Annotated in this window: 11 protein-coding genes; 7 read left to right on the top strand and 4 right to left on the bottom strand. The window is 63.5% G+C overall.

The genetic code is table 11. The features are described from left to right. Genes rbfA through typA form a run of 3 tightly spaced genes read left to right on the top strand, consistent with a single transcriptional unit; the run spans position 1 to position 3,019 of the window. Complete coding sequence (gene rbfA, locus OEG81_RS12010; protein WP_264129487.1) at positions 1-411, top strand: 30S ribosome-binding factor RbfA; 411 nt, start codon at positions 1-3, stop codon at positions 409-411. Positions 412-443: 32 nt separating this feature from the next. Then, on the top strand, positions 444-1,202 hold the full coding sequence (gene truB / locus OEG81_RS12005) for a tRNA pseudouridine(55) synthase TruB (protein WP_264129486.1): 759 nt from the start codon (positions 444-446) through the stop codon (positions 1,200-1,202). Further along, positions 1,199-3,019 (top strand): translational GTPase TypA, encoded by a 1,821-nt coding sequence (gene typA, locus OEG81_RS12000; protein ID WP_264129485.1) that lies wholly within the window; start codon positions 1,199-1,201, stop codon positions 3,017-3,019. Before truB ends, typA begins: the two co-directional genes overlap by 4 nt. 612 nt (positions 3,020-3,631) lie before the next feature. Here typA and OEG81_RS11995 read toward each other — a convergent pair. Beyond that, a complete protein-coding gene (locus OEG81_RS11995) occupies positions 3,632-5,113 on the bottom strand; it encodes an NAD-dependent succinate-semialdehyde dehydrogenase (RefSeq protein ID WP_264129484.1) in 1,482 nt (493 codons plus the stop codon). A gap of 78 nt (positions 5,114-5,191) precedes the next feature. Continuing rightward, positions 5,192-5,818, bottom strand: coding sequence for a TIGR00730 family Rossman fold protein (locus tag OEG81_RS11990; protein ID WP_264129483.1), 627 nt, complete (start codon positions 5,816-5,818; stop codon positions 5,192-5,194). 52 nt (positions 5,819-5,870) lie between these two features. Between OEG81_RS11990 and polA the strand changes: the two genes are divergently transcribed. Next, positions 5,871-8,588 (top strand): DNA polymerase I, encoded by a 2,718-nt coding sequence (gene polA, locus OEG81_RS11985; RefSeq protein WP_264129482.1) that lies wholly within the window; start codon positions 5,871-5,873, stop codon positions 8,586-8,588. A 42-nt stretch (positions 8,589-8,630) separates the two neighbouring features. After that, a complete protein-coding gene (locus OEG81_RS11980) occupies positions 8,631-9,419 on the top strand; it encodes a dienelactone hydrolase family protein (RefSeq protein ID WP_264129481.1) in 789 nt (262 codons plus the stop codon). Positions 9,420-9,457: 38 nt separating this feature from the next. Here OEG81_RS11980 and OEG81_RS11975 read toward each other — a convergent pair whose 3' ends face one another. Continuing rightward, positions 9,458-11,128 (bottom strand): Na/Pi cotransporter family protein, encoded by a 1,671-nt coding sequence (locus OEG81_RS11975; RefSeq protein WP_264129480.1) that lies wholly within the window; start codon positions 11,126-11,128, stop codon positions 9,458-9,460. Positions 11,129-11,224: 96 nt separating this feature from the next. Beyond that, positions 11,225-12,106, bottom strand: a complete 882-nt coding sequence (gene htpX, locus OEG81_RS11970) for a protease HtpX (protein WP_264129479.1) — start codon at positions 12,104-12,106, stop codon at positions 11,225-11,227. A 149-nt stretch (positions 12,107-12,255) separates the two neighbouring features. Between htpX and OEG81_RS11965 the strand changes: the two genes are divergently transcribed. Together OEG81_RS11965 and OEG81_RS11960 are read left to right on the top strand one after the other, a co-directional pair. Continuing rightward, positions 12,256-13,179, top strand: coding sequence for a DMT family transporter (locus OEG81_RS11965; RefSeq protein WP_412034063.1), 924 nt, complete (start codon positions 12,256-12,258; stop codon positions 13,177-13,179). Continuing rightward, positions 13,172-14,044, top strand: a complete 873-nt coding sequence (locus tag OEG81_RS11960) for a sulfurtransferase (RefSeq protein WP_412034062.1) — start codon at positions 13,172-13,174, stop codon at positions 14,042-14,044. The genes OEG81_RS11965 and OEG81_RS11960 overlap by 8 nt, the downstream gene beginning before the upstream one ends. Positions 14,045-14,106: the final 62 nt, after the last annotated feature.

The following is a 14,106-nucleotide window of genomic DNA, read 5'->3' as shown; positions in this document are numbered from 1 at the left end:
ATGGGTCGTCATAAATCCAAGCCCAATCCGGGTCGCAATACCCGGCTGGCCGACCAGATCCAGAAAGATCTGGCCGGCCTGATACAGCGCGAGATCGATGTTTCGCGCGCGGGCCTGATCACGCTTACCGGCGTCGAGCTGTCGGCCGATTACGCCCATGCCAAGGTGTACTTCACCGTCATGGGCGCCGAGCCCGAGGCCGCGACGGCGGCGCTGGCCGAGAAGGCGGGCTGGCTGCATTCCCTGCTTTTCAAGCTGCTGCACATCCATACGGTACCCACACTGCGCTTCATCCACGACGAACAAGTGGTTCGTGGCATCGAACTGTCGCAACTCATCGACCGGGCCAATCGCCCCCAGGCCGAACCCTTCAAGCCCTCGGAGCCCGAGGACCCCGACGAACAGCCCTAGGGGGCTGTCGTTTTTGCATGGAACTATAAACGATGGCTTCCCGACGCGGGCAGATGCTCGATGGTGTCCTGTTGCTGGACAAACCGGAAGGTTTGTCCAGCAATCATGCCCTGCAGCGCGCCAAAAGGACGCTGGATGCGCGCAAGGCGGGGCATACCGGCACGCTGGATCCGTTCGCGACCGGCCTGCTGGTCTGTTGCCTGGGCCGGGCCACCAAGATTTCCGGCCACATGCTCGAGGCCGACAAGGGCTATACGGCCACCTTGCGCTTTGGCGAGGAAACGGATTCAGGCGACCTGACCGGGCATATCGTCTCGCAGGCGGCCGAGGGATTCAGCGGTGTCGGGCGCGACGAACTGGACGCGGCGCTGGAGGAATTCCGGGGCGAGATCGAACAGATACCGCCGATGTATTCGGCCCTGAAGCGCGACGGCAAGCCGCTCTATGAGTACGCGCGTCAGGGAATAGAGCTGGACAGGCCTGCCAGGAAAGTCACCATTCACAAGCTGGAACTCTTGAGCCTTGACGGGCTTGAGGCGGACATTGCGGTTCAGTGCAGCAAGGGCACGTACATACGGACGCTTGCGCAGGACATCGGCCGCCGCCTGGGTTGCGGCGCCCATTTGAAGGCTTTGCGGCGCACCCGCGTCGGGCCGTTCAAGCTGGACGACGCCATCGGGCTGGATGCGTTGCAAGCCATGCCCGCGCCTCAAACCACTTTAATCGCACTCGATGCCTTGCCCGCCGGCCTATTGCCAGCAACCACCAAACAAAAGGATGAAGAATTATGAATCGCGCTTTGCGCAATGTGGCAATCATTGCCCACGTCGATCACGGTAAAACCACACTCGTCGATCAGTTGCTGCGCCAGTCCGGCACCTTCCGCGACAACCAGCACATTTCCGAGCGGGTCATGGACTCGGGCGATATTGAAAAAGAACGCGGGATCACCATTCTGGCCAAGAACTGCGCGGTCCAGTACGAAGGCACGCACATCAACATCATCGATACCCCGGGACACGCCGACTTCGGCGGCGAAGTGGAACGGGTGCTGTCCATGGTCGACGGCGTGGTGCTGCTGGTCGATGCCGTGGAAGGTCCCATGCCCCAGACCCGCTTCGTGACGCGCAAGGCTCTGGCCTTGGGCCTGAAACCCATCGTGGTGGTCAACAAGATCGACCGTCCGGGCGCTCGCCCCGACTTCGCCATCAACGCGACCTTCGATCTGTTCGACAAGCTGGGCGCCACGGAAGAGCAGCTGGATTTCCCCATCATCTATGCATCGGGCCTGGCGGGCTATGCGGGCTTGACCGAAGATGTGCGCGAAGGCGATATGCGGCCTCTGTTCGACGCCATACTGAAGTATGTGCCTCAGCGCGAAGACAATCCCGATGCGCCCCTGCAAATGCAGATCATCTCGCTGGACTACAGCTCTTATGTGGGCAAGATCGGCGTGGGCCGGATCAATCGCGGGCGGCTCCGCGCGGCGCAGGACGTCGTCGTCAAATTCGGCCCCGAAGGCCAGCCCATCAAGGCGCGCGTCAACCAGGTCCTGAAATTCAAGGGGCTGGAGCGTGAGCAAGTCGAGGAAGCCCAGGCCGGCGATATCGTGCTGATCAACGGCATCGAGGATATCGGCATCGGCTGCACCATTGTGGACCCGGCCAACCCGGAAGCGCTGCCCATGCTGCGCATCGACGAACCCACGCTGACCATGAACTTCATGGTCAACACCTCGCCGCTGGCAGGCCGCGAAGGCAAGTTCGTGACCAGCCGCCAGCTGCGCGACCGCCTGGATCGCGAGCTCAAGTCCAACGTGGCCTTGCGCGTCAACGATACCGACGACGACACGGTGTTCGAAGTGCATGGGCGCGGCGAACTGCACCTGACCATCCTGCTGGAGAACATGCGGCGCGAAGGCTACGAGCTGGCCGTGTCGCGTCCGCGCGTGGTCTTCAAGGAAGAGGACGGCGTCAAGCTGGAGCCCTACGAACTGCTGACGGTCGACGTGGAAGACGGCCATCAGGGCGGCGTCATGGAAGAGCTGGGCCGCCGCAAGGGCGACCTGCAGAACATGGAAAACGACGGGCGCGGCCGCACGCGCCTGGAATACCGTATTCCCGCGCGGGGCCTCATCGGCTTCCAGAGCGAATTCATGACGCTGACTCGCGGCACCGGTTTGATGAGCCATATTTTCGACGACTACGCCCCCATGCGCGAAGGCGGCGTCGGCGATCGGCGCAATGGCGTACTGATCAGCCAGGACGAGGGCGGGGCAGTCGCCTATGCCTTGTGGAAGCTGCAGGATCGCGGCCGCATGTTCGTTTCTCCCCAGGACCCCTTGTACGAAGGCATGATCATCGGCATACACAGCCGCGACAATGACCTGGTGGTCAATCCCATCAAGGAAAAGAAGCTGACCAACGTGCGCGCATCGGGCAAAGACGAGCATATCGACCTGATTACGCCCATACAGCTGACGCTGGAATACGCCGTCGAGTTCATCAACGACGATGAACTGGTCGAAGTCACGCCCAAGTCGATACGCTTGCGCAAGCGCTACCTGCAAGAGCACGAGCGCCGCCGCGCATCGCGGGATGCCGCTTGATTTTGACGTAGCGGAAAGCAGTAAGCAAGGCGCCTTCGGGCGCCTTTGTTATTGTTTCTTTTCTGGGGAATTTTCGGTTCTCTTGGTTGTGCACTCTTTATGGCCTGTGAGTGTGTGGCGATGGGGCGAGTTCGTGGTCATGGCCTTGAGTGTGGAGTGTCAGCTTGTTGAACCGGCGCAGCCGGTGGGCAGGGGCCGGGCTCCTATCGCTGCGCCCCTTCGGGGTTCCCTTGCAGCCGCTTTGCGCCGGGGTCGGGCGCGAACTCGCAAAAATCGGTCCCCCGGACCGATTTTGTGCTCAGACATGCGTGCCCTCTTACGCCCCCGCCGCAAAGCAACTGCGGCGGCTTGCTCAACGTCGCTCATCCCCTGCCCACCGGCTACGCCTTGGCAGCATGGCTGGCAACGGACATCGTTAAGCGACGGACTTCAGTGGGGTGGTGATACCGTTGGGGTGCTGACACCGTCGAGGCGATGACCCCGTCGAGGCCATAGGCATCGTTGACGACGGATCATCCGCCAAGTCCGAATGTCCCGGCCCGCGTCAGAAAATACCCTACACAGTTCTTGCAAAGAACACTCTAAAAGCAAACGTTTGCCAGAGAAATGGAATTACATCCCACCCAGGCAAACGTATTTCATTTCCATGAAATCGTCCATCCCATAGACCGAGCCCTCACGCCCCAGCCCCGATTGCTTGACTCCGCCGAAAGGCGCGACCTCGTTCGAGATCAGGCCGGTGTTGACCCCCACCATCCCGTATTCCAGCGCTTCGGCGACACGGAAGATGCGCCCCACGTCGCGGCTGTAGAAGTAAGAGGCCAGGCCGTACTCGGTGTTGTTGGCCAGTTCGATGACGTGGCTTTCGTCGGAAAACTTGACGACGGGGGCGAGCGGCCCGAAGGTTTCTTCTTTCATGCACAGCATGTCTTCGCTGATGTCGGAGAGCACCGTGGGCTGGAAGAAGCGTCCGCCCAGGGCATGGGCCTGTCCGCCCGCCTTGACCTGGGCGCCCTTGTCGAGGGCGTCCTTCACGTGCTCCTTGACCTTGGCGATGGCGGCATCGTCGATAAGCGGGCCTTGCGCGACCTTGTCGCCGAAGCCGTCGCCCACCGTCAGCGCGGACACCTTGGCGGCGAACTTCTCGATGAAGCTGCCGTATACGGTTTCATGCACATAGATGCGATTGGTGCAGACGCAGGTCTGGCCGGCATTGCGGTATTTGGCCATCATGGCGCCATCGACGGCGGCGTCCAGGTCGGCGTCGTCGAACACGATGAAGGGCGCATGCCCGCCCAACTCCAGCGACAGCTTCTTGATGGTGGGCGCGCTCTGCTGCATCAGTATGCGGCCGACCGCGGTCGAGCCCGTAAAGGTCACCTTCTTGACGATGGGGCTGGCGCACAGCGCTTTGCCGATGGCGATGGAACGGTCGCTGTCGGCCGTGACGATATTCAGCACGCCCGCCGGAATGCCGGCCCGCTCGGCCAGTTCGGCCAGCGCCAGGGCCGACAGCGGTGTCTGTTCAGCGGGCTTGAGCACTACCGTGCAGCCGGCGGCCAGTGCCGGCGCCACCTTGCGGGTGATCATTGCGCTGGGGAAGTTCCAGGGCGTTATGGCGGCGCACACCCCTATGGGCTCGCGCATGACCAGCATGCGGTTGGCGGGGTTGGGCGAAGCCATGATGTCGCCGCTGACGCGCTTGGCCTGCTCGGCGAACCATTCGACGAAGGAGGCGCCGTAGGCGATCTCGCCGCGCGATTCGGCAATGGGCTTGCCCTGTTCCAGCGTCATCAATTGAGCCAGGTCTTCGGTGTTGGCAATGATCAGATCGAACCACTTGCGCAGGATGCCGGCCCTGTCCTTGCCGGTGCGTGCGCGCCAGGCTTTGTAGGCCTGGTCGGCGGCATCGATGGCGGCTTGCGCCTCGTCCGCCCCCAGGTTGCTGACCTGCGCGATGACGCGGCCATTGGCCGGATTGTCCACCGCGAACGTCCCGCCATCGTTGGCTTGCACCCACGCCCCGTTGATGTAGGAGCGGGTTTTGTACAGGGTGGGATCGTTCAGGTTCAAAGGAAGCTGCTGCGCGGTCATGTCGTTCTTCCAAGGCTAGAAAGTTTAGGGGGAATGGCGTTTCATTGTATGCCTGCAAGCCGGGCATGTGCATCCGGCCTATTCGGGAAGGGCGGGCGCCGTGTCGCGCTCTTCGGCATGGAACAGGCGGAACCTTTCGATTTCCGCCATGACCAGATCCAGGTCGTCGGTAAGCGTCAGCAGGTCCAGGTCGCGCGGGCCTATCAGCTTGTTGGCAAGCAAGTGGCTGCGTATCCAGCTTATCAGGCCGGACCAGAATTCGGTGCCGATCAGCACGATGGGCGCCGGAGGCACTTTGCGCGTCTGGACCAGGGTCAGGACCTCGAAGAGTTCGTCCAGCGTTCCGAAACCGCCCGGCAAGGCGATGTAGGCGGCGCTGTGCATAAAAAAAGTGGCTTTTCGTGAGTAAAAGTAATCGAATGTGAGGCTATGGGTTTGATAGCGGTTATTGGCGGCTTCGCGCGGCAATTTGATGTTCAGCCCCACGCTGTTGCCGCCCGCCTCGAAAGCGCCTTTGTTGGCGGCTTCCATGATGCCCGGGCCGCCGCCGGCGATGACGGTCAGGCCGGCCTTGGCCAGGCGACTGCCGATGGCTTCGCTTAGCGCGTAGTAGGGGGTGTCGGGTTGGATGCGGGCGCTTCCGAAGACGCTTACGCCCCAGCCTATTTCCTGCAAAGTCTCGGCAGCGACCTGCATCTCTGACATAATCCCGGGAATCTGCTGCGCTGCCGGCATACGGACTATTTTATTGTTTGACATGAAAAAAACCTTGTTACTTGTTGATGGGTCGAGCTATCTGTACCGCGCCTATCACGCCATGCCCGACCTTCGAAACGCCAAGGGAGAGCCGACCGGCGCCCTCTATGGTGTCATCTCCATGTTAAGGAGACTGCTTCAGGATTACAAGGCGGACTATGCGGCCTGCGTGTTCGATGCCCGAGGCAAGACGTTCCGTGACGACATCTATCCTTTGTACAAAGGCAACCGGCCGTCCATGCCTGAAGAGCTATCAGCACAGATCGAGCCCATCCATCGGGCGGTGAGGGCGCTGGGGTGGCCCGTGCTGGCGGTGCCGGGCGTCGAGGCCGACGACATCATCGGCACGCTGGCCTGCCGCGCAACGCGCGAAGACGTGCATACGGTGGTGTCCACCGGCGACAAGGACCTGGCTCAACTGGTGAACGAACGCGTCGAGCTGGTCAACACCATGAGCGGCGAACGGCAGGACGTGGACGGCGTGATGAAAAAATTCGGCGTCGGTCCAGAACGGATTGTAGACTTTCTGATGCTGACGGGCGACGCGGTGGACAATGTGCCGGGCGTGCCCAAGGTGGGCCCCAAGACCGCCGCCAAATGGCTGAACGAATACGGCTCGGTGGATGCTCTGGTGCAGAACGCGGCCAGCATCAAAGGCGTGGCGGGCGAGAACCTGCGCGGCGCCATCCCCAATTTCGAATTGACCCGGCAGTTGCTGACGGTCAAGACCGATTGCGATATTCCCGACCTGGACCTGGGCCTGGCCGATCTGGCGCCGCGGCCGCTCGATCGCGAGACGCTCATTGCGCTGTACGACGAATACGGCTTTCGCAGCTGGCTGCGGGAACTCAGCGGAGAGCCCGACCGCATTCCCGCGCAGGATAGCCGCCAGGCGGTCGAAACGCCTGCCCCCGTGCTGGATCTGCAGTATGAAACCATACTCGATTGGGAAGCCCTCGACCGTTGGTTGGCCATGTTGCGCGATGCCGAACTGGTTGCGCTGGACACCGAGACCACGTCGATAGACCCCATGGCCGCCCGGCTGGTGGGCATGTCGCTGTCCGTCGGTCCGGGGGTGGCCTGCTATATACCGGTGGCCCATCGCGGACCGGACAATGTGCAGCAGTTGCCCAAGGACCAGGTGCTTGCCCGCTTGCGGCCGTGGCTCGAGGATGCCTCGGCGGCCAAGCTGCTGCACAACGCCAAGTACGACGCGCACGTGCTCTTGAACGAAGGCGTGGCGCTGGCCGGCATAGCCGAGGATTCCATGCTGCAAGCCTACGTGCTGGAGTCTCATCGGCGCGTCAACATGCAAGAGCTGGGCCAGCGCTGGCTGGGCCGCACGGGTACGACCTTCGAGGATTTATGCGGCAAGGGCGCCAAGCAATTGTGCTTCGACGAGGTCGAAGTCCAGAAGGCCTCCCATTATGCATGCGAGGATGCCGATTTCACCTTCCAACTGCACCAGGTGCTGCGTCCGCAACTTGCGGTGGACCCAGGACTGGATGCCATCTACCTGCTTGAAATCCAGGTGTCCCGGGTGCTGACCATCATAGAACGCAACGGCGTGCGTATCGACGGCGATGTGCTGGTCCAGCAAAGCAATGAATTGGGCCAGCAGCTGCTGGATCTGGAAAAGAAGGCATTCGAACTGGCCGGCCAGCCTTTCAACCTGAATTCGCCCAAGCAGCTGGGCGAGATCCTTTTCCAGCGCATGGAGCTGCCGGTGGTCCGCAAGACCGCCAGCGGCGCGCCGTCCACCGACGAAGACGTGCTCACCAAGCTGGCGCGCGACTACCCCTTGCCGGCATTGCTGCTTGAATACAGGGGCCTGGCCAAGCTCAAGTCCACCTATACCGACAAGCTGCCCAAGATGATCAATCCCGCCACGGGGCGCGTCCATACGCGCTATGCGCAGGCGGCGGTGATCACGGGCCGCCTGGCTTCGTCGGATCCCAATCTGCAGAACATCCCCGTGCGCACGCCCGAGGGCAGGCGCGTGCGCACCGCCTTCATCGCCGACCGGGGGCGGATACTTTCCGCCGATTATTCGCAGATCGAGTTGCGCGTCATGGCGCACGTCTCCGACGACGAGAACCTGCGCAGTGCATTCGAGCGGGGCGACGACATCCACCGGGCGACCGCCGCCGAAGTGTTCGGCGTCGCGCTGGACGATGTCTCGGGCGAACAGCGCAGGGCGGCCAAGGCCATCAATTTCGGCTTGATCTACGGCATGGGCGAATTCGGCCTGGCATCCAACCTGGGCATCACCCGGGACGCGGCGCGCGCCTACATCGACCGGTATTTTGCCCGCTATCCCGGTGTGGCAAACTATATGGCCCAGACCAAGCAGATGGCGCGCGAACTCGGTTATGTGGAAACCGTGTTCGGCCGGCGCCTCTGGTTGCCGGAACTGCGCGGCGCCAAGGGGCCCAGGCAGGCGGCCGCCGAGCGCGCGGCCATCAATGCGCCCATGCAGGGCACGGCCGCCGACCTGATCAAGATGGCCATGGTGGCCGTCCAGGAATGGCTGGAGGCCGAGAATCTGGAAAGCCTGCTGGTCATGCAGGTGCACGACGAGCTGGTGCTGGATGTTCCCGCCGGCGAAGTCGATACGGTGGCCCGCCACCTGCCGGGCCTTATGTGCAACGTGGCCAGGCTCAGCGTGCCGCTGGTGGCCGAAGTGGGAATCGGGCCGAATTGGGAACAGGCCCATTGACGGCGCAAGCCGAGCGCATACTGGCAACAACAAGGAGTCGACATGTCGTTTTCACCCATTACCGGAGCAGCCGGAACCACTGTGCATACCCCCGCCGAGGGCTTGCGGCACGGGCAGGTGGACATGCCCACCTTCGACGGCACGATACCGGCCTACTTCGCCGCGCCGGCCGATAGCGAGCACCCGGCCGTCATCCTGGTCATCCAGGAAATCTTCGGCCTGCACGAACACATACGCGATGTATGCCGGCGCTTCGCCCATCAGGGTTATATGGCGGTGGGCGTCGAGCTGTACCAGCGCCAGGGCGATGCCAGCCAGTACACCGACGTCGGGGCACTGATCAAGGACATCGTGTCCCGGGTGCCCGACGAGCAGGTGCTGGCCGACCTGGATGCCGCCGTGAAATGGGCGGGAAGCCAGGGCGCTGACACGGCCCGCGTCGGCGTGACCGGTTTCTGCTGGGGCGGCCGCCTTGCCTGGATGTACGCGGCGCATAACCCCCGCTGCAAGGCCGGCGTGGCCTGGTACGGGAAGCTGACGGTGGGGCATGGCCCTTTGCAGCTGCGCAATCCCATCGATGTGGCGGGCGAGCTGCTCGCGCCCGTCCTGGGCCTTTACGGCGGGCAGGACGCCAGCATTCCCCTTGAAGACGTGCGGCGCATGGAAGCCGCGCTGGAGCAAGGCAGCGCCGCGGCGCAAAGTTCGCAAATCGTCGTCTACCCGGATTCGGGGCATGCCTTCTATGCCGATTACCGGCCCAGCTACCATCCCCAGGATGCGCAGGACGGCTGGGACAAGGCGCTGGCCTGGTTCAAGCGTTATCTGGGTTAGGACGCTGCCGGTGTCAACGGCGCCGCGGGCGCGCCGTCCTATTCGGGCGCGCCGCTGTTCTCGCGCAAGCGATTGGGCAGCAGCTCGTTGTGCTTGGCCAATATCGGGTAGGCGGCTGCTTCCACCAGGAATGAATTGACGGTCTTGGCGTCGCGCAATATGTCCAGATAGAAGGATCCCAGCTCGGCCTGGTCCAGCCTGCCCGCCTGGATGTTCTGCAGGTTGCGTTCGGCCGCCGTGGCCTCGAGCTCGCGGAAATGGTCTTTCTCGAAGGCCAGGTAGCGCGCGCTCCGGATATCCTCCGCGACGAAGAGCGCGGCGGTCTGCCGCTGGTTGCGCATCAGCCGGTCCAGCACGGTCGTCAGCTCGTCGCGCTGCGCGGCGGTGAATGCCCAGCCTTTCTTGCGCAGGGTGGCCGTGTGCCCCAGCAGTCCGCTGGTGGCGATGTTCCCGGCGTGCGCCATGTTCGACGAAAAGGCCAGTATCTCGTCGAGCCGGCGGTGATCGTCCTGGTTCATGGCGTCCTGGTCCAGCGTGGCCAGGTAGGTGGTAATGGCTCCGTCCAGGCGGTCGATGGCGCTGTTGACGTAGCGCGCATGCGCGATCCGGTGCCGGTTGTCCCGCAGGAATCCGGCGCGTGCCATGCCCAGCAGGCTTTGCGTCATATCGGCCACCCGCAAGGCTTCGCGCGCCGCATTGCCCAGCGCAATGGCGGGCACCTCGTGGGCGGATTCATCCAGATACTGGGGGCGGGAGGGGTCGTTCGGATCGCTGCGCTTGGGCAGCACGCGCACCAGAACCCGCGCATACGGGGTCAGCAGGGGCAGAAAAAGCAATGCGACCGCCACGTTGAACAAGGTATGGAAGTTGGCCACGGCGCGGGCGGGATCGGCGCTCAGGACGCCCATCAGGGTTGGCAGCCAGGGCAGGAGCACAAGCGCCAGCAGGCAACCCGCCAGGCGCGTTCCCAGGTTGCCCAGCGGCAGCCGGCGGGCGGCCGGGTCGTCGTCGCCGGCGCCTTCCAGCAGGGGGTTCACGGAGGTGCCCAGGTTGGCGCCCAGCACCAGCGCGTAGGCCAGCGACGGCTCGATCATGTCGTGGCTGGCCAGGGACATGATCAATACGACCACCGCCACGCTGGAATGCGATGCCCAGGCCAGGATGGCCGCGAGGAGCAGGGCAATGACGGGCTGGCCGGACAGGGCGTCCAGCAGTATTTCCAGCAGGCGCGCATCCTGCAAGGGCGCGAACAGCAGCACGAGTTCATGCAGCGACAGCAGCAACAGGCCCAGGCCGATGAATACGCGGCCCAGGTCGCGGCGCCGGCTGGGCTGGTGGCGCCGGAAGAGCCAGACGCCGATCAATATCAGTGTGGGCGCGAGGGCGGTCAGGTTGAAGGAAAGCAACTGGACGATGATGGTCGTGCCGACATTGGCGCCCAGCATCGCCGCCAGGCCGGGAGTCAGGGCGACCAGGCCTCCGGCGGCGAAGCTGGTGATCATCAGGCCGGTTGCCGTGCTGCTTTGTATGGCCGAGGTAATGGCCAGGCCGGTGAAAAAAGCGCGTACGCGGGTGCCCAGCGCCCGCCCCATCCAGATACGCAGGGCCGCCCCGAATGCGCGCTGCACGCCGCTCTGGACCATATGGACGCCCCAGAGCAGCAGCGCGATGTAGCCGCCGAAGTTCAGCAGGGCGAATAATTCTGTCATGTCCGCATAGTAAACTAGGTATGCGGATTCCGTCGCGGAGAATGGAAAGCGGCCGGCGCTAAAGGAAGGGAATTTTCCTTTTGGCGCCGGCGGCGATCAGATGCGTTGCGCGGCCTGCAAGGCGTGGATGCGCGCGGCGATGGGCGGGTGCGAGGCGAACATGGCGCTGATGGAGCGGGTGCCAGAAATGCCCGAGGCCTTGAATGCCTTGGGCAGCTCGCCGGCCTCGACCCCGCCCAGGCGGGCCAGGGCGCGGATCATGGGTTCGCGCGACCCCAGCAGGCTGGCCGAACCGGCATCGGCGCGGTATTCGCGCTGGCGCGAGAACCACGCGACGATGACCGATGCCAGTATGCCGAAGACGATTTCACAGACGATGACGGTGACGTAATAGCCGGCCCCCACGCCGCGGTCGTTCTTCAGCACGGCGCGGTCGACGAAGTAGCCGACGATGCGCGCAAAGAAGATGACGAAGGTGTTGACCACGCCCTGGATCAGGGTCAGCGTGATCATGTCGCCGTTGGCCACGTGGGCGACTTCGTGGCCCAGGACGGCGGCGACTTCTTCTTCGGTCATGCTGTCCAGCAGGCCGGTCGACACTGCGACCAGGGCATCGTTCTTGAAGGCGCCCGTGGCGAAGGCATTGGGCGCGCCGTCGTAGATGGCGACTTCAGGCCGGCCGATGCCGGCCCGGTCGGCAAGCTGGTGTACGGTGTCCAGCAGCCACGCTTCACGCGCGTTGGCGGGCGCCTGCGGGTCGATGACGCGGGCGCCGGTGGACTGCTTGGCCATCCATTTGCTGATCAGCAGGGAAATGATCGAGCCGGTAAAGCCCACCAGCGCCGAGAAAATCAGCAATTGGGTCAGGTCCAGGCCGTTGGCGGTAAGGAAGCGGCCCACGCCCAGTACGTTCATGGAAGCGCTGAGCACGACCATGACGGCGATATTGGTCAGCAGGAATAAAAAGATTCGTTTCATGTTTTAAGTTTTCCGAATAATGCGAGCAAAACCTTGGACTATCCATATGGAGGGCGGTTCCCGGATTTAAAGCCGCGGCGACCATAATTTTTTCAGCATCAGAGTATAGTAGCGGCTTGGCGGTTTTAATCAGGTTTTCGGTTGAGTTCATGCAGTCTCTGTGGATGTTACTGGCGAGTGTGATGTTTGCTGGCATGGGGGCCTGCGTGAAGGTTGCCTCGGATTACGGCGCAACGCTGCCGCACGTCATTCTTTTTCGGGGCGTGCCATCGGTCCTGCTGCTCTATGTCTGGACCCGCTACACGCATCGCAGCCTCGTCCCGGCAAGCTGGAAGTTGCATGTCTGGCGCAATGTCTCGGGCATCTCGTCCATGTGGCTGGGCTTCTTCGCCATTTCCCACCTGCCTCTTTCCACCGCCATCAGCCTGAACTACACCGCCCCTCTGTTCATTGCGGGCTGGATGCTGGGCTGGGGCGGCACTCAGCGCGATCCCTTGCGGATATTGGCGGTGTTGCTGGGGTTTCTCGGCGTCATCGCCGTGCTGCGCCCCAGCATTGCGCACGATCAGTTTCTTCCGGCCGCGCTGGGCCTGGGCGCCGGCGGCCTGTCAGCGGTGGCCATGATGCAGATACGCCAGCTGGGCCGGGTGGGCGAACCCGAATGGCGTACCGTCTTCATTTTTTCATGCTGCGTGTGCCTGACCAGCCTGGTGGGGCTGGCGTTCGAAGGCTGGAAGGACATCGGCCTGGCCGCCTGGCTCGCGCTGACCGGCGTGGGCGTGCTGGGACTGGTGGGGCAGCTGGCGATGACGCGCGCTTTCGGCCTCGGTTCGGCGCTATTGACGGCGGCGCTGCAATATACAACCATTATCTTCGCGGCCTTGCTGGGCATCGTCTTTTGGGGCGATCTGCCCGACCCGGTGGCGTGGGCTGGAATGGCGCTCATCATTGCCTCGGGCCTGCTCTCGATCTGGCGAACGTACAGCGAGGATCGCATCATGCGCGGCCAGACTGCGCTGAGCCAGCAGGCCGCCGGGGACGGCGGCCAGAAACAGGAGACACGAAGTGTATAAATTATTGATCAGCGCTGACGAGCTTCGCCGGGAGCTGCCCGCGCGGGATTGGCTTGTTTTCGACGTCCGGCACGACCTGGCCGACCATCAGGCCGGCCGCCGGGCATACGAGCAGGGGCATATTCCGGGCGCCTTGTTTCTGGATCATGAAACCCAGTTGTCCGCGGCGAAAACGGGCAGCAACGGGCGCCACCCTTTGCCCGGGCGCGGCGATTTCGCGATCCTGATGCGCTTGCAGGGCCTGACCCGGCAGTCGCAGGTGGTCGTCTACGACGGAGGCAACAGCATGTTCGCCTCGCACCTGTGGTGGATGCTGCGCTGGCTGGGCCACGAGAATGTCGCCATCCTGGATGGCGGCTGGCCGGCCTGGCTGGCCGCCGGGGGCGCGAGCGAAACCGGCGTGCGCAGCGCCTCGGTCACCGAGGCGCAGGCGGTCCAAAGCCTGGAGGCGCCCGCGGCGGCCGCGATGCCTACGGTCGATGCAAGGGCGGTCCTTGAAAACCTGGAAAATCCCGCGTTCACCGTGGTCGATGCGCGTGCCGCCAACCGCTATCGCGGCGAAACCGAGCCCATGGACCCGGTGGCCGGCCATATTCCGGGCGCCCTGAACCGTCCCAATTCAATGAACCTGCGGGACGACGGGCGCTTCAAGACGCCCGCCGAGTTGCGCGGCGAGTTCGAGGCCTTGCTGGAAGGGCGGCCGGCGGCTCAGGTGGTGCATCAATGCGGCTCGGGCATCACGGCCTGCCATAACCTGTTCGCCATGGAACTGGCCGGCCTGAACGGTTCGGCCCTGTATCCCGGTTCCTGGAGCGAATGGTGCAGCGATCCCTCCCGCCCGGTGGCGCGCTCCGCAGATTACTAAATAGCCCCCACGCCGAGCGGGCTGGCATCCGCTTGCTGTCCACCTCGCGGTAAAAGAAACGG

Source organism: Pollutimonas sp. M17 (assembly GCF_025836975.1).
Taxonomy (GTDB): Bacteria; Pseudomonadota; Gammaproteobacteria; order Burkholderiales; family Burkholderiaceae_B.
This window is presented reverse-complemented; position numbering and strand designations above follow the sequence as displayed.

Bases quoted from the DNA above. Each gene is read 5' to 3' on its own strand.
- rbfA (WP_264129487.1), top strand. From the start codon at position 1: ATGGGTCGTCATAAATCCAAGCCCAATCCGGGTCGCAATACCCGGCTG.
- truB (WP_264129486.1), top strand. From the start codon at position 444: ATGGCTTCCCGACGCGGGCAGATGCTCGATGGTGTCCTGTTGCTGGAC.
- typA (WP_264129485.1), top strand. From the start codon at position 1,199: ATGAATCGCGCTTTGCGCAATGTGGCAATCATTGCCCACGTCGATCAC.
- OEG81_RS11995 (WP_264129484.1), bottom strand. From the start codon at position 5,113: ATGACCGCGCAGCAGCTTCCTTTGAACCTGAACGATCCCACCCTGTAC.
- OEG81_RS11990 (WP_264129483.1), bottom strand. From the start codon at position 5,818: ATGTCAGAGATGCAGGTCGCTGCCGAGACTTTGCAGGAAATAGGCTGG.
- polA (WP_264129482.1), top strand. From the start codon at position 5,871: ATGAAAAAAACCTTGTTACTTGTTGATGGGTCGAGCTATCTGTACCGC.
- OEG81_RS11980 (WP_264129481.1), top strand. From the start codon at position 8,631: ATGTCGTTTTCACCCATTACCGGAGCAGCCGGAACCACTGTGCATACC.
- OEG81_RS11975 (WP_264129480.1), bottom strand. From the start codon at position 11,128: ATGACAGAATTATTCGCCCTGCTGAACTTCGGCGGCTACATCGCGCTG.
- htpX (WP_264129479.1), bottom strand. From the start codon at position 12,106: ATGAAACGAATCTTTTTATTCCTGCTGACCAATATCGCCGTCATGGTC.
- OEG81_RS11965 (WP_412034063.1), top strand. From the start codon at position 12,256: ATGCAGTCTCTGTGGATGTTACTGGCGAGTGTGATGTTTGCTGGCATG.